This window comes from Pseudomonas sp. LD120, assembly GCF_009861525.1.
GTDB lineage: Bacteria > Pseudomonadota > Gammaproteobacteria > Pseudomonadales > Pseudomonadaceae > Aquipseudomonas.
Map to the genome: position 1 here is coordinate 508,395 of NZ_WVHL01000005.1, position 22,829 is coordinate 531,223.

A 22,829-nucleotide genomic window follows, 5' to 3' on the forward strand; every position below is an offset into this window, starting at 1 on the left:
AAGCGCTGTTCCCGGTATCATCCGGTAGCCTTTTTTCCGCGACCTTTTCTCGACCCGCCGACCTGTGCCGCTAGTCTTCAACACAGGTCAGCGGTCAAAGGAGTGACCCTTATGCACAGCACCCTCGAACAGGTCTTCGGTTATCCACAGTTTCGTCCGGGCCAGGAGGCCGCCGTCAGCGCGGTACTGGCCGGACGCTCGGCGGCGGCGATCTTCCCCACCGGGTCCGGCAAGTCGCTGTGCTACCAATTGCCGGCCCTGCTGCTGCCGCACCTGACGCTGGTGGTCTCGCCACTGTTGGCGCTGATGCAGGACCAGTTGGCGTTCCTCCAGCGCCATGGCATTGCCGCCGCCAGTATCGATTCGGCGCAAAGCCGCGATGACGCCAATCAAGTTATGGCCCGGGCCCGCTCCGGTGAGCTGAAAATCCTGATGATTTCCGTGGAGCGTCTGAAGAACGAACGCTTCCGCAATTTTTTGCAGCAGGTGCCCATCTCCCTGCTGGTGGTGGACGAGGCCCACTGCATTTCCGAGTGGGGCCACAACTTCCGCCCTGATTACCTGAAGCTGCCGGACTACCAGCGCCAGTTCCACATTCCTCAAGCGCTGCTGCTGACCGCCACGGCGACCCCCAAAGTGATCGCCGACATGCAGGCCAAGTTCGCCATCGAAGCGCAGGATGTGGTGACCACCGGTTTCTACCGACCCAATCTCAACCTGCTGGTGGAGCCGGTGCGCGGCGCGGACAAGCGCCGGCGCCTGGTGCAGTGGATGAGCGAGCGGCCCGGGCAGCCGAGCATTGTCTACGTGACCCTGCAAAAGACCGCCGAACAGATCGCCGAGCACCTGAGCCATGCAGGCATCGCTGCCGAGGCCTACCACGCCGGTCTGCCCCACGAGCAGCGCGAGTCGATCCAGCGGCGGTTCATGGAGGGGCGCAGCCACTGCATCGTCGCCACCATCGCCTTCGGCATGGGCATCGACAAGAGCGACATCCGCAACGTGGTGCACTTCGACCTGCCCAAGTCCATCGAGAACTACAGCCAGGAAATCGGCCGCGCCGGGCGTGATGGCCAGCCTTCGGATTGCCTGGTGCTGGCCAACCGCGACAGCCTCAACGTGCTGGAGAATTTCGTCTACGGCGACACCCCGGAATTGAGCGGCATTCGCTGCGTGCTGGATGAGTTGCAGGCGTCGGCGCCGGAGGGGCAGTGGGAGTTCCTGCTCGGGCCCCTGGCGGACCAGAGCAACATCCGCCAGTTGCCGCTCAAGACCCTGTTGGTGCAGTTGGAACTGCGGGGCCTGATCGCTCCGCGCTACGCCTATTTCGCCGAATACCGTTTCAAATTCCTTGAGGAGCCGCAGGCTTTGCTGGCGCGTTTCGAGGGTGAACGCCGGGACTTTGTCGAGGCGGTGATCAATACCTCCAGCCGGGCCCGGACCTGGGCCACGGTGAATTTCGACGCGCTCTACGAGCAGTACCAGGCGCCGCGCAACCGGGTGGTCAAGGCCCTGGACTATTTTCAGGAGAAGGGTTGGGTGGAGCTGGAAAGCAAGCAGATGACCGAGGTCTACAGCCTGCTGCAAAGCGCCTTCGATGCCGCTGCCTTGAGCACTGATTTGCATGCTTACTTCACCCAGCACGAGGGCAGCGAGATTGCGCGGATTCACGTCATGCTCGAGCTGTTCGCCACCGAGCAGTGCCTGGGGCAACGCCTGGCGCAGTATTTTGGTGACGATCAGGCGCCCCAGCGTTGTGGGCATTGCTCGGTCTGTCACGGTCAGGTGGCACGACTGCCGGAGCCACCGGCGTTGCCCGCGCTTGTGGATAAAAGCTTCGAGGGGCTGTGCGGTGATTTTATCCACAGGCATCAGCAGCACACCGGCGATGTGCCGGGGGCGGAGCGGTTGACGCGTTTTCTCTGTGGCATCGGCGTGCCCTTGTTCACCCGGCTCAAAGCCCGGAGCATTCCGGGGTTCGCGGCGCTGGAGGACTACCCTTACGCCGCCGTGCGTGAGTGGTGCGAGACGCATCTGGCGGCGTGAGCGTCCGGCGGCGCGATCGAGGTAAAAGGGTTTGCCCAGGCTTGGCCGTCTGCGGTGAAATGCCGACCGATCAACCGATCAACCGATCAACTGATCTGCAATCCAAGGGAGAGAGCCCCGATGTCCGAGCCTATGCCGCAACGCGGCGACTACCGCCACTTCCAGCCGATCATCACCCGCTGGCATGACAACGATGTCTACGGCCATGTGAACAACGTCACCTACTACAGCTTCTTCGACACGGCGGTGAACACCTACCTGATCGAACAGGGCGGGCTGGATATTCATGGGGGCGAGGTGGTGGGATTCGTGGTCAGCTCGGCCTGCGACTACTTCGCGTCCATCGCCTTTCCCGAACGCGTCGAGATCGGCCTGCGCGTCGGCAAGTTGGGCAATAGTTCAGTGCAATACGAACTGGCGGTGTTCAAGACGGGAGAAGCGGACGCCTGCGCGGCAGGGCGTTTTGTTCATGTATTCGTGGACCGCGCCTCCAACCAGCCGGTGCCGATCCCGCCCGTCTTGCGAGCGGCTCTGGAGCACCTGCTGGTTGCGTGAGCTTCGATACTCGGTCTGAATTCCGACATCGACATCGACATCGACATCGACATCGACATCGACATTGACATCGACATCGACATTGACACCAGTCACCTGGCACCAACACCTGTAGCCGCTGCCGAAGGCTGCGATCGGCTCCGCAGGAGACGCTAAACCGGAATCCTCAGGCCACCTGACACCCCCCTGCGCCGCTTGAGCGAGTCCTGCGGCCTCGTGCGCAGCCTGCGGCAGCGGCTACAGGGAGCGAGGTGATCAGTCGCGGTAGTGATGGTGTTTGCGATGCCCGTAGGCATGGCCGCGGCCACGGTGGCCATCGCGGTAGTAGCGGCGGTCGTCGCGGCCACGGTAGTTGCGATCTTCGCGGGCGCTTTCATTGCCCATGTAGTTGCCCAGCGCGCCACCAGCGCCACCGCCGGCCGCGGCGCCGATCAGGCTGCCGGTGTTGCCGCCCATGCTGCGACCTACCACGTTGCCGCCCGCTGCGCCGAGGGCGCCGCCAATGGCTGCCTGGCCACGGCTGCGTTTGTCGGCGCCCACTGCGCTACCGCCGGCGCCGCCCAGGGCCGCACCAATGGCCGAACCGGTATTGCCGCCGATCTGCTGACCGACCACCGAGCCTAAAACCCCACCCAATGCGCCACCCACGCCTGCTTCAGTGGTGCCGCCGGCCGAGGCAACGCCGCTGACCAGGCCAAGGGACAACAAGAGAATCGAGGAGAACTTCATGGGGGAACCTCAAAGGGAAGACGGCGCGATCCTGAGGCTGCAACGCGAGGCTGACAAACGAATTCCGACGAATAACACGAGTTCTGCACAATCACGTAACTTGTTGTTTTTATTGTGGAACTTACGTGATTTTTGGCGGTCTTCAATTGCTTCGAAGAGGCCGCTTTTATGCAAAAGCGGCCTTTTTTTGTGCCTGGAATTTGCCCGTGATCGCCGCGCGTTGAGCGGTGCCCGAATAGGCGCGCGGTCGCTGCGGGCTCCCGCGCAGCCTGCGGTGGCGACAGCTCAGGCCGAGCGAGCCATGATCAGACCACTGTCACTGGCGGCTTCCAGGCGGATGGCGATGAACTTGGAGGTCGGGGTGTGACTGCCGTCACCGGTGCTTTCCAATGGCACCAGCGGGTTCACTTCCGGGTAGTAGGCCGCCGCCTGGCCGGCCGGGATATCGAACGCCAGCAAGGTGAAACCCTTGACCCTGCGCTCGCGGCCGTCATCCCACAGGGAAACGATGTCGGCTTTCTGTCCCGGCTTGAAGCCCAGGCGGATGATGTCCGCTTCGTTGGCGAACAACACATCGCGCTGGCCCTTGACCCCACGGTAGCGGTCATCGAGGCCGTAGATGGTGGTGTTGTACTGGTCATGGGAACGCATGGACTGCAGGATCAGGTCCGGCAATTGACCGGTGGCCCGGGTGCGTTCGTGGATCAGGTCCTTGGGCAGCAGGTTGGCGCGGAAGTTGGCGCGTCCCGAAGGGGTGTTCCACTGGCGCGAACCGGCGCTGTTGCCCAGGTAGAAGCCGCCCGGCTGCTTGAGTCGTTCGTTGAAGTCCTTGAAGCCGGGAATGGTGTCGGCGATCAGGTCGCGGATACGCCCGTAGTCCGCCGCCAGCCAGCTCCAGTCCACCGGTTGGCTGCCCAGGGTCGCGGCAGCGATGCCCGCGACGATCCACGGTTCCGAGCGCATCTGCGACGACAGCGGCTGCAACTGGCCGTTGGAGGCGTGGACCATGCTGAAGGAGTCTTCCACGGTCACCGCTTGCGGGCCGCCGGCCTGCAGGTCGATGTCGGTGCGGCCCAGGCATGGCAGGATCAGCGCGTCCTTGCCGTGGGCCAGGTGGCTGCGGTTGAGCTTGGTGCTGATCTGCACGGTGAGGTCGCAATTGCTCAGGGCCTGGAAGGTCCGCGGGCTGTCTGGAGTGGCCTGGGCGAAGTTGCCGCCCAGGCCGATGAATACCCTGGAGCGGCCTTCGAGCATGGCGTGGATTGCCTCGACCACGTTGTGGCCGTTGTCCCGTGGCACCTTGAACGGGAAGCGCCGCTCCAGGGCATCGAGGAAGGCCGCCGGCGGACGCTCGTTGATGCCCATGGTGCGGTCGCCCTGCACGTTGCTGTGGCCGCGTACCGGGCACAGGCCGGCACCGGGCTTGCCGATGTTGCCGCGCAGCAGCATCAGGTTGGCGATTTCCTGGATGGTCGGCACCGAGTGGCGATGCTGGGTAATGCCCATGGCCCAGCACATGATCACGTTCTTGCCCTTGGCATACATGCGCGCTGCTTGCTCGATTTCCACCAGGGTCAGGCCGGACTGCTCGACAATCTGCTCCCAGGAGGTGTCGTCGAGCAAGCCCAGGTAATCCAGTACGTGCACGGTGTGGGCGTTGAGGAAGTCGTGATCGAACACCGACTCTGCACCGGTTTTCTGCGCATCACGCTCCCACTGCAGGAGGAACTTGGCCATGCCACGCAGCAGCGCCATGTCGCCGCCCAGGGCCGGGCGGAAGTAGGCGGTGTTGGTCGGGCGGTTGCCGTTGGTGAGCATTTCGAGCGGGTTCTGCGGGTGCTGGAAACGTTCCAGGCCGCGCTCCTTCAACGGGTTGATGCACACCACTTGGGCGCCGCGCTTCACCGCTTCACGCAGCGGTTCGAGCATCCGCGGGTGGTTGGTGCCAGGGTTCTGGCCCCAGACGAAAATCGCGTCCGCGTGTTCGAAGTCGTCGAAGGTCACGGTGCCTTTGCCGACCCCGACGCTTTGCGCCAGGGCCACGCCGCTGGCCTCGTGGCACATGTTCGAGCAGTCGGGAAAGTTGTTGGTGCCGTAGGCGCGCACGAACAGTTGGTAGACAAAGGCCGCTTCATTACTGGCCCGGCCCGAGGTGTAGAACTCGGCCATGTCCGGGCTGGGCAGGTTGTGCAGATGCCTGGCGATCAGGCTGAAGGCGTCTTGCCAACTGATGGGTTGGTAGCGGTCGGTTTTGGCGTTGTAGCGCATCGGCTCGGTCAGCCGGCCCTGGTACTCCAGCCAGTAGTCGCTCTGTTCAAGCAACGAGCTGACGCTGTGCTTGGCGAAGAAGGCCGCGTCCACCCGGCGTTTGGTGGCTTCCCAGTTCACCGCCTTGGCGCCGTTCTCGCAGAACTTGACCATGCCGCTTTCCGGCGAGTCGCCCCAGGCGCAGCCCGGGCAGTCGAAGCCGCCGTTCTGGTTGGTCTTGAGCATCATGCGGATGTTCTTCAGGGCGTTGTCGCTGGTCAGCCAGGCCTGGGCCACGCTGATCAACGCGCCCCAGCCACCGGCCGGGCCCTTGTAAGGCTTGTAGCGGGCCACGGGGGGCTGATCGGCTTGGTGGTGTGTACTCACTGGGGATTCTCCAACGCGGGGCTGTGGACCCGCGGCGCACGGCGGTGCGGCAGGTGGCAAGGTTGGGCCGCTGACGACGCGGCCAGTACGCGGCCAGCCAGGGGTCGTTCGCGTTGCGCTCACTGTTGCGGCAGGTTGAGGGGCGGCGAGCGCGGGTGCGGGGCGACAGGGCGGGTGCTTTGCAGGCCAGGCTCCGGGCATTCATTGGGAAGCCGGCGGCGTAGTGGGTCCCAAGACTAAGCGCGGCAATCGGTCGCGTCTAATTGCTAGTACTGATCTATTGATAGATGACGTCGATCAACAGGTGCTGAACGATTTCTGATAAAGGGCGAAGCAAGCTTCCGCCAGCGCCGAGCGCGGTGCCCCGCGCCGCATGATCAGGCCCAGGCGGGACAGGGTTTGAGCGTTTTCGATGGGTTGCAGGCGCAGGTGCTCGGTCAGGGCTTCCAGGCCGCTGTCCAGGGGCATCACCGCGCAGCACAGACCGCCGTGCACCATTTGCACCAACTGATGAACTGCATCGGTTTGCAATACCGGTTGTGGCTGGAGTCCGCGGCTGTGGAAGTTATGGTCGATGGACTGGCGAAAGTGCATGCCGCTGGTGAGCAGGCCCAAGGGCAGTTCGATCAGTGACTCCCAGCTCAGTGGCTGCTCGCCGAAGCTGAAATGGCGCAGGTCATAGAGCAGCCCCATGTAGGTCGGCTCCAGGGTCAACGAGTCGAAGCGCTCGCTGTCCAGGCGCTCCAGGTAGGACACGCCCAGGTCCAGGCGGTTGCTCGCCAGTTGCTCAAGGATCTGCTCGGAGCTCAGGGATGACAGTTCAAAGCGCAGGTTCGGGTGCTCGGCGTGCAGGCGCTGCATCAGCGGCAGCGGGTCGAAGCTCGACAGCGGCACCACGCCCAGACGCAAGGTGCCCACCAGGCTGCCCCGGCAAGCGGCGGCCTCAGCCAGCAGCCCGTCGTAAGCGGTGATCACGGTGCGGGCCCAGGCCAGGACCCGTTCACCCGGGGCGGTAAAGCCTTCGAAACGTTGCCCACGGTTCACCAGTGGCAGTTCGAGCTCCTCTTCGAGGCTGCGCAGGCGCATGGACAGCGTCGGTTGGGTGATGTGGCAGCGGGCGGCGGCTTGGCCGAAGTGGCGCGTTTCGTCCAGGGCGATGAGGAATTTCAGTTGCTTGATGTCCATCGTCGCTCCACCTCGGAAAAAGAGGAGGATTCTAACGTGCCCCGCGCGGCCTTGGGTCAGAGGTTGATCGGGAACCTCGTCGAGCCAGGTTGGTCTAGTCTTTCGCGTCTGGATCTATCAACCAAGGAGTGTGCGACATGAGTATTTTCAGCTTTGTGAAAGAAGCCGGTGAAAAACTGATCGATTTGCTGAAACCGGGGAATGCCAATGCCAGTGAGCAACTCAAGGAGCACATCGAGAAAGTCGGCCTGGGCAATCCCAATGTTCACGCCACCGTTGACGGCGACATCGTCAGGGTGACGGGTGAAGTGGCCACCCAGGAAGAGAAGGAAAAAATCCTTCTGGCCCTGGGCAACATCGCCGGCGTCGGCAGTGTCGAGGACCAGATCAGCGTGACTGACCCGGTGCTGGTGTCGGCGGTGTTCGTCACGGTGAAGAAGGGCGACACCCTGAGTGCTATCGCCAAGCTGCAATACGGCGATGCCAACCAGTACCACAAGATTTTCGAAGCCAACAAACCGATGCTGTCGCACCCCGACAAGATTTACCCGGGTCAGGTCCTGCGTATTCCCGAGTGATCGGGTAGCCCCTGTCGCGGGCAAGCGCTGCAGCAGGAGTGCTTGCCCGTGAAGGGCTTCAAAGCCCGTCGAGCAAGCTCCGATAGTCCTCCAGCGCGGCGAATTCCGCCGTGTCCTTCGGCCCTTTGCGGCTGTCCGGCTGGCTGACCGCCAGCAACTGCGCCACACCAAAATCCCGCGCGCTGCGCAGAATCGGCAAGGTGTCGTCGATGAACAGGCTGCGGGCCGGATCGAATTGAATGTCGGCCTGCAAGGCGTCCCAGAACTGCGGCTGCTCTTTGGGGAAGCCGTAGTCGTGGGAGCTGATCAGGCGCTCGAAGTACGGCGCCAGCTCGATCCGCTCCAGCTTCAGTGACAACGAATCGCGGTGGGCGTTGGTGATCAGGATCACGCGTTTGCCGGCTTGTTTGATCGCGGCGAGAAAGGTGTCGGCATCCGGACGCAGGGCGATCAGGTGCGCGGTTTCCAGTTTCAACTCGCGCACCGGGATGTTCAGCTCGGCGCTCCAGAAGTCCAGGCAATACCACTGCAACTGGCCGGCGTTGCGCTCAAACAGTGGCTGCAGCTCCAGTTCCGCCATGGCCTGGCTGACCCCATGCAGCTCGGCGTAGCGCTGAGGCAGGTGCTCCATCCAGAAATGGTTGTCGTAGTGCAGGTCCAGCAAGGTGCCGTCCATGTCCAGCAGGACGGTGTCGATATCGCGCCAGGGCAATAAGGCCATTGAACACTTCTCCAGCGGTAAAAAAGTCGCGCCCCGGGGGGCCATGGCAATCAGTTCAGTCGCCTCTCAATAGCAGCACTGGCCGCAGTGCCAAACAATCAGTGACAAGCCCACAAGGACCAGCGTGCAATCTGCCACGCAGTGGTTTTCAAACAGCCTGTATAGTAACTCGCCATCGTCAAGGAGCCCGTTATGCGCCAGAAACCCACTGTACTCGCCCGCGAGATCGTCGCCACCAGTCGTCTGTTTTGTGTCGAAGAGGTGCAGTTGCGGTTCTCCAATGGCGTTGAGCGTACCTATGAACGCTTGGTGGGCAAGAGCTCGGGTTACGGCGCGGTGATGATCGTAGCGATGCTTGATGCGGAGCACGCGGTGCTGGTGGAAGAATACTGCGGTGGCACCGACGCTTACGAACTGTCCCTGCCCAAGGGCTTGATCGAACCGGGGGAGGATGTCCTGGCGGCGGCCGAGCGTGAGCTCAAGGAAGAGGCCGGGTTTGGCGCGCGGCAACTGGAGCACCTGACCGAACTGTCGCTGTCCCCGGGGTACATGAGCCAGAAGATCCAGGTGGTGCTGGCCACCCAGTTGTATGAAGAGCGCCTTGAGGGCGACGAGCCGGAGCCGATGCGGGTCGACAAGATCAACCTGCGCGAGCTGGCCAGCCTGGCGCAGAACCCGCAATTCAGCGAAGGCCGGGCCTTGGCGGCGCTGTACCTGGCCCGCGATCTGCTGGGCCAGCGCGGAGCCTTTCAAGCATGAGTGAGGTATCGATGATTTTTCCCCATCCCTTGCTGGCCCCGGTGGCTGCACTGGCATTACGCGCCGGTGAGGCGATCCTGCCGTTCTGGCGCGCGGACGTCACGGTCACGCACAAGGCCGATGAGTCGCCGGTGACCGCCGCCGACCTGGCAGCCCACCACCTGATCGTGGCCGGTTTGCAGGCGTTGGACCCGAGCATCCCGGTGCTGTCCGAAGAAGATGCCGACATTCCCCAAGCCACTCGTGCCCGTTGGCAGCGCTGGTGGTTGGTGGACCCGTTGGACGGCACCAAGGAGTTCATTTCCGGCAGTGAAGAGTTCACCGTCAACATCGCCTTGATCGAACAGGGGCGGGTGGTGTTTGGCGTGGTGTCGATGCCCACCAATGGCCGGTGCTACCTGGGTGGCGCTGGCCTCGGGGCCTGGCGTGTGGATCAGGGGCAGGCGCCGCAGGCGATCCAGGTGCGTGACCAGCCAGGTGCTGGCGAGGCCTTTACCGTGGTCGCCAGTCGGCGTCATTCGAGCCCGGAACAAGAGCGTTTGCTGGCGGGACTGAGCGCCGCCCTGGGCGAATTGCAGTTGGCCAATATCGGCAGTTCGTTGAAGTTCTGTTTGCTCGCCGAAGGCGCGGCGGACTGTTACCCGCGCCTGGCGCCGACCTCGCAGTGGGACACGGCGGCGGCCCAGGGCGTGCTCGAAGGGGCGGGTGGCGAAGTATTGGATCTGGGCGGCGCGCCCTTCTGCTATCCACCTCGGGAGTCGTTGCTCAACGGCTTTTTCCTCGCAATACCGGCCAAGGCCGCATGGCGCGGCAAACTGCTGGAACTGGCCCGCGCCTGATCGCCCTGTGGCGATGGGTCTTCGCGACCCATGGAGCCGGCTTGCCGGCGAAGGCTCCCTTGAACCTTGTACAAGATGTTCCGGCCTCCTCGCTGGCCCGCAGGCTGTCACCCAATAGCGGCGGTCAGCGGTGCAGGACGTACTGCCCGGCAAAGCGCACGGCGTCTTCTTCGCTGCCGGCGTTGACCACTCGGGTGTGCAAGGTCAGGCGGGCGCGGCCGTAACGCTGGTACATCGAAAGGAATTTCTTCCAGGCCTTGTCTTCCGGCGCCGGGCAGATGGCCACGGCGTCTCCGGTGACAGGCAGCGGGTAGCTGATCTGCCCTTCCTGGATGACGATATGCCCGTCGTTGATCCCTTCTTCCTTGAGTCGCAGGTGCAGCCAGCCCCAGCCGGCCAGCACCGCGCCGCAGTACAGGCTGCCGCCGAACATGGTGCTCTTGTGATTGACGTTGGGGTCCAGCGGCAGTTGCAGGCGCAGTTGTTGTGCCTGCCAGTCGAGCACCTGCAGGCCCATGTCCCGGGTCAGGGGAATGTCGTGGTGGAGGATGGATTCCAGGTATCGACTGTCGCGGTTCATGCAGGGGGCTCCAGGGTCAATGCAATAGCGGTACGGTTCATTCGGCATCGTCTGAGGAAGAATGGCTGGCGCCGTCGGCGAAGTTCAGGCCATGTTTACGCAGCTTGTCGTGCAGGGTCTTGCGTGGAATACCCAAGGCCTCGGCCAGGCTGCGCAGGGAACTGTGGGGTTGGGCCATTTCGGCGGCGATCAGGCTTTTTTCAAAGTGTTCCACCTGCTCGCTCAAACCGCCTTCGATCAGCGTAGGGCCACTCGCCGTGCCGTGCTCCGGCTCGTTGTTGTCCAGGGCCAGTTCCAGGCCCAGGGCAAAGCGTTCGGCGGCGTTTTGCAGTTCCCGCACATTGCCCGGCCAGCTGTGGCGCAACAGCAAGGCGCGGTGCCCGGGTTGCAGCTCCTGGAGCGGCAGACCGTGGCGGGTACTGGCTTCGTCGGCAAAGTGCTGGAACAGCATCAACACGTCTTCACCGCGCTCGCGCAGCGCCGGAATGCGCAGCGGCGCGACGTTCAGGCGGTAATACAGGTCAGCGCGGAAGCGCCCCTGGTCAGCCGCCTGGCGCAGGTCTTCCTTGGTGGCGGCGATGATGCGGATGTCCAGGGGGATCAACTGGTTGCCGCCCAGGCGCTCCACCACCCGTTCCTGAAGCAGGCGCAGCAGCTTGACCTGGACATCCAGGCTCATGCTTTCGATTTCATCGAGGAACAGGGTGCCGCCGTTGGCGAATTCGAACTTGCCGATGCGACGTTTCTGCGCCCCGGTGAAGGCCCCCGGTTCGTGGCCGAACAGTTCGCTTTCCACCACTGACTCGGCCAGGGCGCCGGCGTTGATCGCCACGAATGGCCCGTTGCGCCGTCCCGACAGGTCGTGCAGGGCGCGGGCCACCACTTCTTTGCCGGCGCCGGTTTCGCCGAGGATCAGCACATCGGCTCGGGTCGCCGCCAGAGCGCCGATCTGCTGGCGCAGACGCAGCATCGGCGCTGACTGGCCCACCAGCCGCGCGCTCAGTTCCTGGCGGTCGCTGAGGGCCAGGCGCAGGCTGCGGTTGTCCAGCACCAGGCGGCGCCAGTCCAGAGCGCGGCGCACGCTGTCGAGCAGGGCATCGCTGGCGAAGGGCTTCTCCAGAAAGTCATAAGCGCCGGCGCGCATTGCCTGCACGGCCAGGGGCACGTCGCCGTGGCCGGTGATCAGTAGCACCGGTAGTTCCGGATCCTGGGCGTGCAGTTGCTTGAGCAGCTCCAGGCCGTCGATGCCGGGCATGCGGATGTCGCTGACCACCACCCCCGGCCAGTCACGCTCCAAGCGCGCGGCCAGGCCCTGGGCCTGGGCCAGGGACAGCACCTTGAGCCCGGCCAGGTCCAGGGTCTGGCTGAGGGCCTGACGCAGGTGCGGATCATCGTCGATCAACACCACTTGCAGTTGAGGGTCGAGTGTGTCGAGACGGTTCATCGGTCACTTTCCAGGTCGTGTCAGGGCTGGTCGCGCCAGGCCAGCGGGTGTGGCGCTGCGTTTCATACGCCGCGATCCTCGGAGGGTTGCAGGCTCACTCCAGGCGCTCCGGCGCGCAGGCGCAGGGTGATCAGGGCACCGCCTTCGCGGTGGTTGGCAAACGACAGTTCGCCGCCGAAGGCACGCATCAGGCTGTCGCAAATCGCCAGCCCCAGGCCCAGGCCCTGGGTCCGTGTCTTGGTGGTGTAGAACGGCTCCCCAGCGCGCGCCAGGGCCTCCATGCAAAAGCCTGGACCGTTGTCGCGGATGTGCAGATTGACGCCCGTGGCGCTGGACTCGGCACTCAGCCAGAGTTTGCGCGGTGGACCTTTTTCGGTGAGGGCGTCCAGGGCGTTGGCCAGCAGGTTGCCCAGCACCTGGCGCAGGCGGGTTTCCCCGGCTTCGACCCACAAGGTGGCGGCGGGCAAATCGCGGATCAGTTCCACTTCCATGGCCCGGCGACGCTTGGCCAGCAAGGCCAGGGCATCGTCCAGGGCCGGCTGCAGGGCGACACTTTCCGGGGCATGGCGGTCGCGTCGGGCGAAGGCCCGCAGGTGGGCGATGATCGAGGCCATGCGTCCGGTCAGCTCACTGATCAGCTTGAGGTTGCCCCGGGCGTCGTCGGTGCGTTGGTGGTCCAGCAGCACCTCGGCGTTTTCCGCGTAGCTGCGGATCGCCGCCAGGGGCTGGTTGAGCTCATGGCTGATGCTCGCGGACATGGTGCCCAGGGCCGAGAGCTTGCCGGCCTGAACCAGATTATCCTGGGCAAGCACCAGTTCCTGCTGGGCGGTTTCGCGCTCCAGCACTTCCTGTTTCAGGCGTCGGTTGAGGCTCTCCAGATCGCTGGTGCGCTCGGCCACGCGCCTCTCCAGTTCTCGCCGGGCCTTGGCTTCGAAGGCGATCCGCTCCAGGTAATGGCGGCGGCGCTGCATCATCAGGCCGAGCAGCAGCATCAGCACCAACAGCGCAGCGGCGCCGACCGCCACCACAGTGCGCACGGGCCGATCGATCTGGGTGCGCGGGGCGAGGATGCTGACGCTCCAGCCGGTTTCCTTGATCTGCTGGGTCTGGGTCAGCCAGGCACTGGGGTTGAGGTTCAGCGGGCGTGGGTCGCGAGTCGGGTAGGGCTGGATGGCAATGATGGCCTGGCGTTCTTCTTCGCTCAGCGGCCGGGTTGCGCGAAAGCGCCATTCGGGGCGCGAGGTGAGGATGACGACACCGTTCTGGTCGGTCATCAGCAACTGTTCCGGAGTCTTGCCCCACAGGCTTTCGGTGTGGTCCAGGTCGACCTTGACCACCAATACACCAAGGAAGCGCTCGCCAGCGCGAACTGCCGCGGCGAAAAAGTAACCGCGTTTGGCCGAGGTGGTGCCCTGGCCGAAGAAGCGTCCGAGGCGCCCGGCCATGGCTTCGCTGAAATAGGGGCGAAAGGCGAAATTGCGGCCGACGAAGCTGTCGTGCTTATCCCAATTGGAGGCCGCCAGGGTCTTGCCGCTGGTGTCCATCAGGTACATGACTTCGGCGCCGGTCTGGGCACTGATGTTTTTCAGCAGGCGATTGGCATTGCCCTGGCTCACGCTGTCGTCCGGGGCTCCGAGTACTGCCCGCAGGGCCGGCAGGTCGCCGAGAATTTGTGGCAGTACTTCGTAGCGGTGCAGGGTGCCCAGCAGGTTGGCCACGTACAGGTCGAGGGTCTGACGATTCTGGCTGGTCAGCTCGTTGCGATAGTAGCGCTCGGCCAGATGTTCCAGCGGCCACAGCAACGGCGCCAGGCACAGGGCCAACAAGGCCAGACTGCGCCAGCGAGGACGACGGGGAAGGGGTGCGGTCATGGGAGCTGCGCCTGTGGATACAGGCGCATTATGCCTAGGCCTGCTCGGCAAGACACTCGCGTAGTGCACTGTGCCAGTCCGGCTGGGTCACGCCCCATTCCTGAGTCAGGCGGCTGCAGTCCAGTCGCGAGTTCAGCGGCCGGGGAGCCGGTGTTGGGTAGGCGCTGGCGGGGATGGCTTCCAGCGCTGCGCAGGGCAAGCCCTGCGCCCGCAGTTGCTCGCCGATGGCCTGGGCGAAGCCGAACCAGGAGGTTTCGCCCTGGGCGGTCAGGTGGTAGGTGCCCCAGGCGCCTGGGTTTCCCGACCGCCAGCGCTGGATCAGGGCGCGGGTGCTGTGAGCGATGCTGCCGGCCCAGGTTGGGGCGCCGATCTGGTCGGCCACCACCCGCAACTCGGGGCGTTCCTGCAACAGGCGCTGCATGGTCAGCAGAAAGTTCTTGCCATGGCTGGAATACACCCAACTGGTGCGCAGAATCAGGTGCTGGCCCTGTACCTGCTCGATCGCCCGTTCCCCGGCCAGCTTGCTTTGACCGTAGACGCTGAGTGGGTTGGGTTCATCGTCTTCCACATAGGGCGCGCTTTTACTGCCGTCGAACACATAGTCGGTGGAGTAATGGATCAGTGGAACACCCCGCTCGAAGGCCTCTTGGGCAAAGATCCCGGGGGCCCTGGCGTTGATCGCAAAGGCCAGATCCGGCTCGCTTTCGGCCTGATCGACAGCGGTGTGGGCGGCGGCGTTGATGATCAGGTGCGGAGCAATGGCGCGCACCTGCTGGCGGATCTGTTCCGGGTCGCCAAGGTCCAGTTGCTCACGGCCCAGGACCACCAGTTCGCCCAGGTCGCCGAGCCGCTGCTGCAGCTCGCGGGACACTTGGCCGTGCTGGCCACTGATGAGGATTTTCAGGGGCGTGTTCATGGGAACAGGTCGGCCTCGCTCAGCAGGGTTCCGGCCTGATCCTTGGTCGACAGTTGCGGGGGCTCGGTGAGCGCCCAATCGATGGCCAGCGTTGGGTCGTCCCAGCGAATGCAGCGTTCGGCGGACGGGGTGTAGTAATCGGTGGTCTTGTAGAGGAATTCGGCGAAGTCGCTGAGCACCACGAAACCGTGAGCGAAGCCTTCCGGCACCCACAGCTGGCGATGATTCTCGGCCGAGAGACGTACCGCGACCCATTGGCCGAAGTGCGCCGAGCTGCGCCGGATATCGACAGCCACATCGAGTACTTCGCCGTGGGTGACACGCACCAGTTTTCCCTGGGTGTTCTGCAACTGATAGTGCAGACCACGCAGCACGCCTTTTTGCGAACGTGAGTGGTTGTCCTGGACGAACTGAGTATTCAGGCCGGTGGCCTCTTCGAAGGCCTTGGCATTGAAGCTTTCGTAGAAAAATCCCCGTTCATCACCAAACACTTTGGGTTCGATGATCAGCACCCCAGGAAGCTCAGTGGGGATAACCTTCATTGCGCCTCTCCCGCCAGCTTGAACAGGTACTGGCCGTAGCCGGTCTTGCCGAAGTAGGCGGCGCGTTCCAGCAGGTGCTCGCGACTGATCCAGCGGTTCTCATAGGCGATTTCTTCCAGGCAGGCGACCTTCAAACCCTGACGGTGCTCAATGGTCTGCACGTACTGCGAGGCTTCCAGCAAGCTGTCGTGGGTGCCGGTGTCGAGCCAGGCAAAGCCGCGGCCGAAGCGCTCCACATGCAGGTCGCCCCGCTTGAGGTAGGCGTTGTTGACGTCGGTGATCTCCAGTTCGCCACGGGGCGAGGGCTTGACTGCCTTGGCGATCTGCACCACGTCATTGTCGTAGAAATACAGGCCGGTGACCGCGTAGCTGGATTTCGGCTGCTTGGGCTTTTCTTCGATGGACAGGGCGCGACCTTCGCTGTCGAAATCGATGACCCCAAAACGCTCCGGGTCCTTGACCCAATAGCCGAACACCGTGGCGCCGGAGGTGCGTTTGGCGGCGTCGCGCAGCTGTGTGCCGAAGTACTGGCCGTGAAAGATGTTGTCGCCCAGGATCAGGCACACCGGGTCATTGCCGATGAACGCCTCGCCAATCAGGAACGCCTGGGCCAGGCCATCCGGCGACGGCTGTTCGGCGTAGCTCAAGCGCACCCCGAATTGGCTGCCGTCACCCAGCAGGTTGCGGTATTGCGGCAAATCCTGGGGGGTGGAGATGATCAGGATGTCCTGGATGCCGGCCAGCATCAGCACCGAGATCGGGTAGTAAATCATCGGCTTGTCGTAGATCGGCAGCAGTTGCTTGGAAACGCCGAGGGTGATGGGGTGCAGACGGGTGCCGGAGCCGCCCGCCAGAACGATGCCTTTGATCATGCAATCAGATCCTTGATGTCGGTGGAGCCCAGGCGTTGGCCCTGGTAGCTGCCGTCCTGTACCCGGCGGCACCACTCGAGGTTATCCAGGTACCACTGCACGGTCTTGCGCAGCCCGCTGGTGAAGGTTTCTTCCGGCACCCAGCCCAGTTCCCGCTCGATCTTGCCGGCATCGATGGCGTAGCGCTGGTCGTGGCCAGGGCGATCCTGGACGAAGCTGATCAGGTCGGCGTAGTGGGCGACGCCCTGGGGTTTTTGCGGGGCCAGCTCTTCCAGCAGGCTGCAGATGCCGCGGACCACGTCGATGTTCTTCTGCTCGTTATGGCCGCCGATGTTGTAGGTCTCGCCCACCACACCCTCGGTCACCACCTTGTACAGCGCCCGGGCGTGATCCTCGACGTACAGCCAGTCGCGCACTTGCAGGCCATTGCCATAGACCGGCAGCGGCTTGCCTGCGAGGGCATTGAGAATCACCAGAGGGATCAACTTCTCGGGAAAGTGGAACGGGCCATAGTTGTTGGAGCAGTTGCTGATCAGCACCGGCAGGCCGTAGGTACGCTGCCAGGCGCGGACCAGATGGTCGGACGCAGCCTTGCTGGCGGAGTAGGGCGAACTGGGGGCGTAGGGCGTGGTTTCGGTGAACAGGTCGTCGACGCCATGCAGGTCGCCATAGACCTCGTCGGTGGAAATATGGTGGAAGCGCAAAGCGGCCTTTTCCGCTTCGGGCAGTTTCTGCCAGTAAGCGCGGGTTGCCTCCAGCAGGCTGTAGGTGCCGACGATATTGGTCTGGATGAAGTCGGACGGCCCGTCGATGGAGCGGTCGACATGGGACTCGGCGGCCAGGTGCATGATCGCGTGGGGCTGGAAGCGTGCGAGCACGGCACTGACGGTGGCCTGGTCGACGATATCGGCCTTGACGAATTCGTAGCGGCTGTCGCTGGCGATGCTGTGCAACGATTCCAAGTTGCCGGCGTAGGTCAGTTTGTCCAGGTTCAGCACTTCGTGTTCTGTGTGCTGGATCAGATGGCGGACCAGAGCCGAGCCGATGAATCCGGCTCCGCCGGTGACGAGAATGCGCATGTGGGGGCCTGTGTCCTTGGAAACGGATGACCGCAAAAAATGCAGCATAGCTTGTCGATACGAGGCTTAAGGTGCAACAGGCACCGGTAATTGATTCGAGTGCGGGTGGTCGGAAGCTATCGCCACAGATGCGTAAACCGCGCTGTACTGCCTGTCCGCTATACCTGCTTGGGGGTTGCGTAACGCCTTGGGCAATGGCGATATAAGCGGCTTATAACAATTACCGGGGTCGTTGTATGTTGCTTGCCACCTTGATCCACCGCGCCAGTCTGCCCAGCCCACAGGTCACTGCACAGCAAGCGCTGGAGTTGCTGAACACTTATTACGGCCTGCAAGGCACCTTGCAGTCTCTGGGCAGCCAGCAGGACCTCAACTATCGCCTCGACTGTCCCCAGGGGCGCTTTGTCCTGAAAATCTGTCGCGGCGATTATTCGGTCCTGGAGTTGCAGGCGCAGCACGCGGCTCTCAAGCATCTGCAGCAACATCCCGAACTGCGAGTGCCGAGGGTGATTCCGGCGAAGAATGGTGCGGACCTGCTGTCCCTGGAGATTGCCGGGCAAGCGCTGCACGTGCGGTTGCTCGACTATATAGAAGGCCGTTCGCTGACCCACTTGCCGCACCTGGGAGGCGAGCTGGTGGCGGGCCTGGGCCGGCTCTGCGGGCAGATGGACCTGGCTTTGGAAGGTTTCCAGCATCCGGGGCTCGAACGCACCCTGCAATGGGATGCCCGGCATGCCCAGGCGCTGATCGGGCATTTGTTGCCAGTCATCCAGGACCCGCAGCAACGGGCCTTGATCGCTGACACCGCGCAGCGCGCCGAGCGTCGTTTGCAGCCGTTGTTGGAGCAATTGCCGGTGCAGGCGATCCACATGGACATCACCGACGACAACGTGGTCTGGCAGCGGGATGCTTCGCGCCATTGGCAGTTGCAGGGGGTGATCGACTTTGGCGACCTGATCCGCACCTGGCGCATCACTGATTTGTCGGTGACCTGCGCGGCGTTGCTGCATCACGTCGAGGGCGATCCACTGCGTATTTTGCCCGCGATCCAGGCCTACCATCAGGTCAACCCGCTGCAACGGGCTGAGCTGCTGGCGCTCTGGCCGTTGATCGTGGCTCGCGCCGCGGTGCTGGTGCTCAGTGGCGAACAGCAGGTCAGCATCGACCCGGACAATGAGTACAGCCGCGCCAACCTGAAGCATGAGTGGGAAATCTTCCGGGTGGCCAACTCGGTGTCTTTTGCGTTCATGGAAGCGGCGATCCTCAGTGCTGTCGGGCAGTCGTTGCCGGCCATCGGCAGTGACGGCTTCGTCCCGCTGCTGCCGAGCCTGGTGGGTCGTGAGTTCGCCCTGATCGACCTGGGCGTGCTCAGCCCGCACTTCGAAGCCGGTAATTGGGAGCAGCCGGGGATCGATGATCGTCTGTTGGCCGAAGCTGCTGTTGCCCATGGTCTGGCCGCCAGTCGTTATGGCCAGTACCGCTTGTCGCGGACCTGTCCCGACAGCGCCCTGGAGCCGCAAACCTGCCCGTTGCATGTGCAGTTGCAAGTGCCCGCCGGCACGCCGCTGGAAGCACCGTTCGCCGGAGTTCTGCACGGTGGCGAGGACGGTTTGTTGCGCTTGGATGGCCCGACGCTGAGCGTGCGCTTGTGGGGTGTCGAGCCGTCGTTGCACCCGGGCGCCGCCCTGGTCAAGGGACAGGTGTTGGGCGCCGTGGCGGCCGACGGCCGGCTCAAGGTGCAGCTGTGTCGCGCCGCCGAACTGGCGCCGCCGTTGTTTTGCACACCGTCCCGGGCAGCGGCCTGGCAGGCACTGTGCCCCTCGCCGGCGGCGCTCTTGGGGTTGGCCTGCGATGCCGAGCCGGAGCTGGACCCGCAGACCCTGCTGGAGCGTCGCGATGCCAGCTTTGCCCGCTCGCAAAAGCACTATTACGTCGACCCGCCGCGGATCGAACGCGGCTGGCGCAATCACCTGATCGACATGCAGGGGCGCTCCTACCTGGACATGCTCAACAACGTCGCGGTGCTCGGGCACGGCCACCCGCGGATGGCCGCCGAGGCCGCGCGTCAATGGTCGCTGCTCAACACCAATTCGCGTTTTCACTATGCCGCGATCGCCGAATTCTCCGAACGCCTGCTGGCCCTGGCGCCGGATTCCATGGACCGGGTGTTCCTGGTCAACAGTGGCACCGAAGCCAACGACCTGGCGATTCGCCTGGCCTGGGCCTACAGCGGCGGGCGCGACATGCTCAGTGTGCTGGAGGCCTATCACGGCTGGTCGGTGGCGGCCGATGCGGTGTCGACCTCCATCGCCGACAACCCCCAGGCCCTCACCAGCCGTCCTGATTGGGTGCACCCGGTGACTGCGCCCAACACCTATCGCGGCGAGTTCCGCGGCCAGGACAGTACCGCGCAGTACCTGCGCAGCGTTGACCGGCAGTTGCACAAGCTGGACGAACAGAATCGCCAGTTGGCCGGGTTTATCTGTGAGCCGGTGTATGGCAACGCCGGGGGCATTTCGCTGCCGCCGGGTTATCTGCAGGCAGTCTACGAGCGGGTCCGGGCTCGGGGCGGGGTGTGCATCGCCGACGAGGTCCAGGTGGGTTACGGGCGCATGGGCAAGTTTTTCTGGGGCTTCGAAGAGCAGGGCGTGGTGCCGGACATCATCACCATGGCCAAGGGCATGGGTAACGGCCAGCCGCTGGGCGCGGTGATCACCCGGCGCGAGATCGCCGAGGCGCTGGAAGCCGAAGGCTATTTCTTTTCCTCATCCGGTGGCAGTCCGGTCAGTTGCCGCGTCGGCATGGCGGTGCTGGATGTGATGCAGGAGGAGGGGCTATGGGAGAACGCCCAGGTGGTGGGTGACTACTTCAAGCAGCGCCTGGAAGCGCTCAAGGGCCTGCATCCGCTGGTGGGGGCGGTGCACGGTTCCGGTTTCTACCTGGGGCTGGAGCTGATCCGTAATCACCAGACCCTAGAACCGGCCACCGAGGAAACCACCCTGCTGTGCGACCGCCTGCGGGAACTGGGGATTTTCATGCAGCCCACCGGCGATCACTTGAACATCCTCAAGATCAAGCCACCGATGGTCACCAGCCGGCAGAGCGTGGATTTCTTCGTCGACATGCTGGACAAGGTGCTGGGCGAGGATCTGTAAGGGTTGGTCGTTCGCGGCGTTCACCTCCATTCGCCGGCCAGTCGGCTCCTACCCCCTTTGTAGGCGTCGACTGGCCGGCGATTGCTTTTGCGTATATTCGATTGTTATCGGTATTTTTTTTGGATTTTTTCATGTTCTCGATTTTATTGACTTCATAAGTCGATATTTATCGGATATAAAGTGGGCGTCGTCAGGTGCGATTTCGTCGTGCCGCGTCTTTTTCCCTCTGTTGTCATCGACCGCGTCCATTGCCCGGGAGTTGTTCCATGAGCCGTATCGTTACCGTCGCCGCTACCCAGATGACTTGTTCCTGGGACCTTGAGGCCAATCTCGAAACCGCCGAAAAACTGGTCCGTGAAGCCGCCGCCCAGGGCGCGCAGATCATCCTGCTCCAGGAGTTGTTCGAGGCCCCGTACTTCTGCCAGAAGCCCAACCCGGACTATCTGCAATGGGCCACCACGGTGGACAGCAACGTCGCCATCGCGCACTTCCAGAAGGTCGCCCGGGAGCTGCAAGTGGTGCTGCCCATCAGCTTCTACGAGCTGGCCGGGCGCGCGCGCTTCAACAGCATCGCGATCATCGATGCCGACGGCAGCAACCTGGGGATTTATCGGAAAAGCCATATCCCGGACGGTCCCGGCTACCACGAGAAGTACTACTTCAACCCGGGCGATACCGGCTTCAAGGTGTGGAACACCCGCTACGCGAAGATCGGCGTGGGCATCTGCTGGGATCAGTGGTTCCCCGAGTGCGCCCGCAGCATGGCCCTGCAAGGCGCGGAAATCCTCTTCTACCCGACCGCCATCGGCAGCGAGCCCCACGACCAGAGCATTTCCTCCCGTGATCACTGGCAGCGTGTGCAGCAGGGGCATGCCGGGGCCAACCTGATGCCGCTGATTGCCAGCAACCGTATCGGCAACGAAGAGCAGGACGGCTATGACATCACCTTCTACGGTTCGTCCTTCATCGCCAATCAGTTCGGCGAGAAGGTTCAAGAGCTCAACCAAACTGAAGAAGGTATCCTTGTGCAGCGCTTCGACCTCGACGAGCTCGAGCACATCCGCAGCGCCTGGGGCAGTTTCCGTGACCGTCGTCCGAACCTCTATGGCGCGCTGAAAACCCTCGACGGTTCCCTGGAGTCCTGAACACTATGAGCACTTTGCACAGCACGCCGCGCGCCGACGGTTTCTACATGCCGGCCGAATGGGCGACCCAGACCCAGACCTGGATGATCTGGCCCGAGCGTCCGGACAACTGGCGCCTGGGCGGCAAGCCGGCGCAAGCCGCCCACGCCGCGGTGGCCAAGGCCATTGCACGCTTTGAGCCCGTCACCGTGGCGGTGTCCGCGGCCCAGTATGAAAACGCCCGGGCGCGCCTGGACGTACCCAACATCCGCGTCGTGGAGATGTCCAGCGACGATGCCTGGATACGCGACACCGGCCCGACCTTCGTCATCAACGACAGTGGCGAAGTGCGCGGCGTGCACTGGGGCTTCAATGCCTGGGGTGGTTTCCAGGGCGGCTTGTACTCGCCGTGGAACCGTGACGAGCAGGTGGCCAGCAAAGTGCTGGAGATCGAGCGTTGCCAGGAGTACCGCACCGAGGGCTTCGTGCTTGAAGGCGGTTCGATTCATGTCGACGGCGAAGGCACGCTGATCACCACCGAAGAATGCCTGCTCAATCACAACCGCAACCCGCACCTGTCCCGCGAGCAGATCGAGGCGGTGCTGCGCGAGCATCTGGCGGTGGAGCAGATTGTCTGGCTGCCGGACGGCCTGTACAACGATGAAACCGACGGCCATGTGGATAACTTCTGCTGCTACGTGCGTCCGGGCGAAGTGCTGCTGGCCTGGACCGACGATCCCCAGGACCCGAACTACCCCCGTTGCCAGGCTGCCCTACAGGTGCTGGAAAACACCCGCGACGCCAAGGGCCGCCCTTTAAAGGTGCACAAGATGCCCATTCCTGGCCCGTTGTACGCCACCGAAGAAGAGTGCGCCGGTGTAGACGCGGTAGCGGGTAGCCAGGAGCGCACGCCTGCGGTGCGTTTGGCCGGTTCCTACGTGAATTTCCTGATCGTCAACGGCGGGCTCATCGCCCCAAGTTTTGACGACCCGATGGATGCCCAGGCCAAGGCAATCCTGCAGAACCTGTTCCCCGAGCATGAGGTGGTGATGGTTCCAGGGCGTGAACTGTTACTGGGGGGGGGGAACATTCACTGCCTTACACAACAACAGCCGGCGCCGCAGCGAGTGTGAGTGCCGTTGTAACAGCGCGGCAGGACGGGGCGGCGGCGCTGGCTTGGCATTATCTCGGATGTCCTTC

At 63.6% G+C, this 22,829-nt stretch carries 19 protein-coding genes; 8 read left to right on the forward strand and 11 right to left on the reverse strand.

The window, feature by feature from the left end; genetic code table 11:
* The first annotated feature begins 111 nt into the window (after positions 1-111).
* Together PLD_RS16675 and PLD_RS16680 are read left to right on the forward strand one after the other, a co-directional pair.
* Positions 112-2,046 (forward strand): ATP-dependent DNA helicase RecQ, encoded by a 1,935-nt coding sequence (locus tag PLD_RS16675; RefSeq protein WP_159894583.1) that lies wholly within the window; start codon positions 112-114, stop codon positions 2,044-2,046.
* Between the two features lie 120 nt (positions 2,047-2,166).
* Positions 2,167-2,601, forward strand: coding sequence for a thioesterase family protein (locus PLD_RS16680; protein ID WP_159894585.1), 435 nt, complete (start codon positions 2,167-2,169; stop codon positions 2,599-2,601).
* Between the two features lie 255 nt (positions 2,602-2,856).
* Here the strand turns inward: PLD_RS16680 and PLD_RS16685 are convergent, their stop codons facing one another.
* The 3 genes from PLD_RS16685 to PLD_RS16695 form a co-directional block, all read right to left on the reverse strand.
* Positions 2,857-3,330 carry a YMGG-like glycine zipper-containing protein gene (locus tag PLD_RS16685; RefSeq protein WP_159894587.1) on the reverse strand — a complete coding sequence of 158 codons (474 nt, stop codon included), beginning with the start codon at positions 3,328-3,330 and terminating at the stop codon, positions 2,857-2,859.
* A gap of 285 nt (positions 3,331-3,615) precedes the next feature.
* Complete coding sequence (locus PLD_RS16690) at positions 3,616-5,964, reverse strand: FdhF/YdeP family oxidoreductase (protein WP_159894589.1); 2,349 nt, start codon at positions 5,962-5,964, stop codon at positions 3,616-3,618.
* A gap of 297 nt (positions 5,965-6,261) precedes the next feature.
* Positions 6,262-7,149 carry a LysR family transcriptional regulator gene (locus PLD_RS16695; RefSeq protein ID WP_159894591.1) on the reverse strand — a complete coding sequence of 296 codons (888 nt, stop codon included), beginning with the start codon at positions 7,147-7,149 and terminating at the stop codon, positions 6,262-6,264.
* Positions 7,150-7,286: 137 nt separating this feature from the next.
* Here PLD_RS16695 and lysM point away from each other — a divergent pair, with 137 nt between their 5' ends.
* Positions 7,287-7,727, forward strand: coding sequence for a peptidoglycan-binding protein LysM (lysM, locus tag PLD_RS16700; RefSeq protein ID WP_159894593.1), 441 nt, complete (start codon positions 7,287-7,289; stop codon positions 7,725-7,727).
* 58 nt (positions 7,728-7,785) lie between these two features.
* Here lysM and yrfG read toward each other — a convergent pair whose 3' ends face one another.
* Entirely contained in the window at positions 7,786-8,448 is a 663-nt protein-coding gene (yrfG, locus tag PLD_RS16705) for a GMP/IMP nucleotidase (RefSeq protein ID WP_159894595.1), read from the reverse strand.
* 192 nt (positions 8,449-8,640) lie between these two features.
* Between yrfG and nudE the strand changes: the two genes are divergently transcribed.
* Together nudE and cysQ are read left to right on the forward strand one after the other, a co-directional pair.
* On the forward strand, positions 8,641-9,207 hold the full coding sequence (gene nudE / locus PLD_RS16710) for an ADP compounds hydrolase NudE (protein ID WP_159894597.1): 567 nt from the start codon (positions 8,641-8,643) through the stop codon (positions 9,205-9,207).
* A gap of 11 nt (positions 9,208-9,218) precedes the next feature.
* The gene (gene cysQ, locus PLD_RS16715; RefSeq protein ID WP_159898159.1) at positions 9,219-10,046 is read left to right on the forward strand and encodes a 3'(2'),5'-bisphosphate nucleotidase CysQ; all 828 of its coding nucleotides are present in this window, start codon (positions 9,219-9,221) and stop codon (positions 10,044-10,046) included.
* 124 nt (positions 10,047-10,170) lie between these two features.
* On the opposite strand, the gene PLD_RS16720 is transcribed toward cysQ, so the two are convergent.
* From PLD_RS16720 to rfbB, 7 genes are all read right to left on the reverse strand, one after another.
* Complete coding sequence (locus PLD_RS16720) at positions 10,171-10,626, reverse strand: thioesterase domain-containing protein (protein WP_159894599.1); 456 nt, start codon at positions 10,624-10,626, stop codon at positions 10,171-10,173.
* Positions 10,627-10,663: 37 nt separating this feature from the next.
* A complete protein-coding gene (locus PLD_RS16725; protein WP_159894601.1) occupies positions 10,664-12,070 on the reverse strand; it encodes a sigma-54 dependent transcriptional regulator in 1,407 nt (468 codons plus the stop codon).
* A 62-nt stretch (positions 12,071-12,132) separates the two neighbouring features.
* The gene (locus PLD_RS16730; RefSeq protein WP_159894603.1) at positions 12,133-13,941 is read right to left on the reverse strand and encodes an ATP-binding protein; all 1,809 of its coding nucleotides are present in this window, start codon (positions 13,939-13,941) and stop codon (positions 12,133-12,135) included.
* A 34-nt stretch (positions 13,942-13,975) separates the two neighbouring features.
* Complete coding sequence (gene rfbD / locus PLD_RS16735) at positions 13,976-14,857, reverse strand: dTDP-4-dehydrorhamnose reductase (protein ID WP_159894606.1); 882 nt, start codon at positions 14,855-14,857, stop codon at positions 13,976-13,978.
* Positions 14,854-15,399, reverse strand: a complete 546-nt coding sequence (rfbC, locus tag PLD_RS16740; RefSeq protein WP_159894608.1) for a dTDP-4-dehydrorhamnose 3,5-epimerase — start codon at positions 15,397-15,399, stop codon at positions 14,854-14,856. The genes rfbD and rfbC overlap by 4 nt, the downstream gene beginning before the upstream one ends.
* Entirely contained in the window at positions 15,396-16,271 is an 876-nt protein-coding gene (gene rfbA, locus PLD_RS16745; protein WP_159894611.1) for a glucose-1-phosphate thymidylyltransferase RfbA, read from the reverse strand. The genes rfbC and rfbA overlap by 4 nt, the downstream gene beginning before the upstream one ends.
* Positions 16,268-17,350, reverse strand: coding sequence for a dTDP-glucose 4,6-dehydratase (gene rfbB, locus PLD_RS16750; RefSeq protein ID WP_159894613.1), 1,083 nt, complete (start codon positions 17,348-17,350; stop codon positions 16,268-16,270). The genes rfbA and rfbB overlap by 4 nt, the downstream gene beginning before the upstream one ends.
* A 236-nt stretch (positions 17,351-17,586) precedes the next feature.
* Between rfbB and PLD_RS16755 the strand changes: the two genes are divergently transcribed.
* From PLD_RS16755 to aguA, 3 genes are all read left to right on the forward strand, one after another.
* Positions 17,587-20,505, forward strand: coding sequence for an aminotransferase (locus PLD_RS16755; protein ID WP_159894616.1), 2,919 nt, complete (start codon positions 17,587-17,589; stop codon positions 20,503-20,505).
* Between the two features lie 266 nt (positions 20,506-20,771).
* On the forward strand, positions 20,772-21,650 hold the full coding sequence (aguB, locus tag PLD_RS16760) for an N-carbamoylputrescine amidase (RefSeq protein ID WP_159894619.1): 879 nt from the start codon (positions 20,772-20,774) through the stop codon (positions 21,648-21,650).
* A 5-nt stretch (positions 21,651-21,655) separates the two neighbouring features.
* Entirely contained in the window at positions 21,656-22,762 is a 1,107-nt protein-coding gene (gene aguA, locus PLD_RS16765) for an agmatine deiminase (protein WP_159894622.1), read from the forward strand.
* Positions 22,763-22,829 lie beyond the last annotated feature (67 nt).

Coding starts and splice junctions, on each gene's coding strand:
- PLD_RS16675 (WP_159894583.1), top strand. CDS start 112: ATGCACAGCACCCTCGAACAGGTCTTCGGTTATCCACAGTTTCGTCCG.
- PLD_RS16680 (WP_159894585.1), top strand. CDS start 2,167: ATGTCCGAGCCTATGCCGCAACGCGGCGACTACCGCCACTTCCAGCCG.
- PLD_RS16685 (WP_159894587.1), bottom strand. CDS start 3,330: ATGAAGTTCTCCTCGATTCTCTTGTTGTCCCTTGGCCTGGTCAGCGGC.
- PLD_RS16695 (WP_159894591.1), bottom strand. CDS start 7,149: ATGGACATCAAGCAACTGAAATTCCTCATCGCCCTGGACGAAACGCGC.
- lysM (WP_159894593.1), top strand. CDS start 7,287: ATGAGTATTTTCAGCTTTGTGAAAGAAGCCGGTGAAAAACTGATCGAT.
- yrfG (WP_159894595.1), bottom strand. CDS start 8,448: ATGGCCTTATTGCCCTGGCGCGATATCGACACCGTCCTGCTGGACATG.
- nudE (WP_159894597.1), top strand. CDS start 8,641: ATGCGCCAGAAACCCACTGTACTCGCCCGCGAGATCGTCGCCACCAGT.
- cysQ (WP_159898159.1), top strand. CDS start 9,219: ATGATTTTTCCCCATCCCTTGCTGGCCCCGGTGGCTGCACTGGCATTA.
- PLD_RS16720 (WP_159894599.1), bottom strand. CDS start 10,626: ATGAACCGCGACAGTCGATACCTGGAATCCATCCTCCACCACGACATT.
- PLD_RS16725 (WP_159894601.1), bottom strand. CDS start 12,070: ATGAACCGTCTCGACACACTCGACCCTCAACTGCAAGTGGTGTTGATC.
- PLD_RS16730 (WP_159894603.1), bottom strand. CDS start 13,941: ATGACCGCACCCCTTCCCCGTCGTCCTCGCTGGCGCAGTCTGGCCTTG.
- rfbD (WP_159894606.1), bottom strand. CDS start 14,857: ATGAACACGCCCCTGAAAATCCTCATCAGTGGCCAGCACGGCCAAGTG.
- rfbC (WP_159894608.1), bottom strand. CDS start 15,399: ATGAAGGTTATCCCCACTGAGCTTCCTGGGGTGCTGATCATCGAACCC.
- rfbA (WP_159894611.1), bottom strand. CDS start 16,271: ATGATCAAAGGCATCGTTCTGGCGGGCGGCTCCGGCACCCGTCTGCAC.
- rfbB (WP_159894613.1), bottom strand. CDS start 17,350: ATGCGCATTCTCGTCACCGGCGGAGCCGGATTCATCGGCTCGGCTCTG.
- PLD_RS16755 (WP_159894616.1), top strand. CDS start 17,587: ATGTTGCTTGCCACCTTGATCCACCGCGCCAGTCTGCCCAGCCCACAG.
- aguB (WP_159894619.1), top strand. CDS start 20,772: ATGAGCCGTATCGTTACCGTCGCCGCTACCCAGATGACTTGTTCCTGG.
- aguA (WP_159894622.1), top strand. CDS start 21,656: ATGAGCACTTTGCACAGCACGCCGCGCGCCGACGGTTTCTACATGCCG.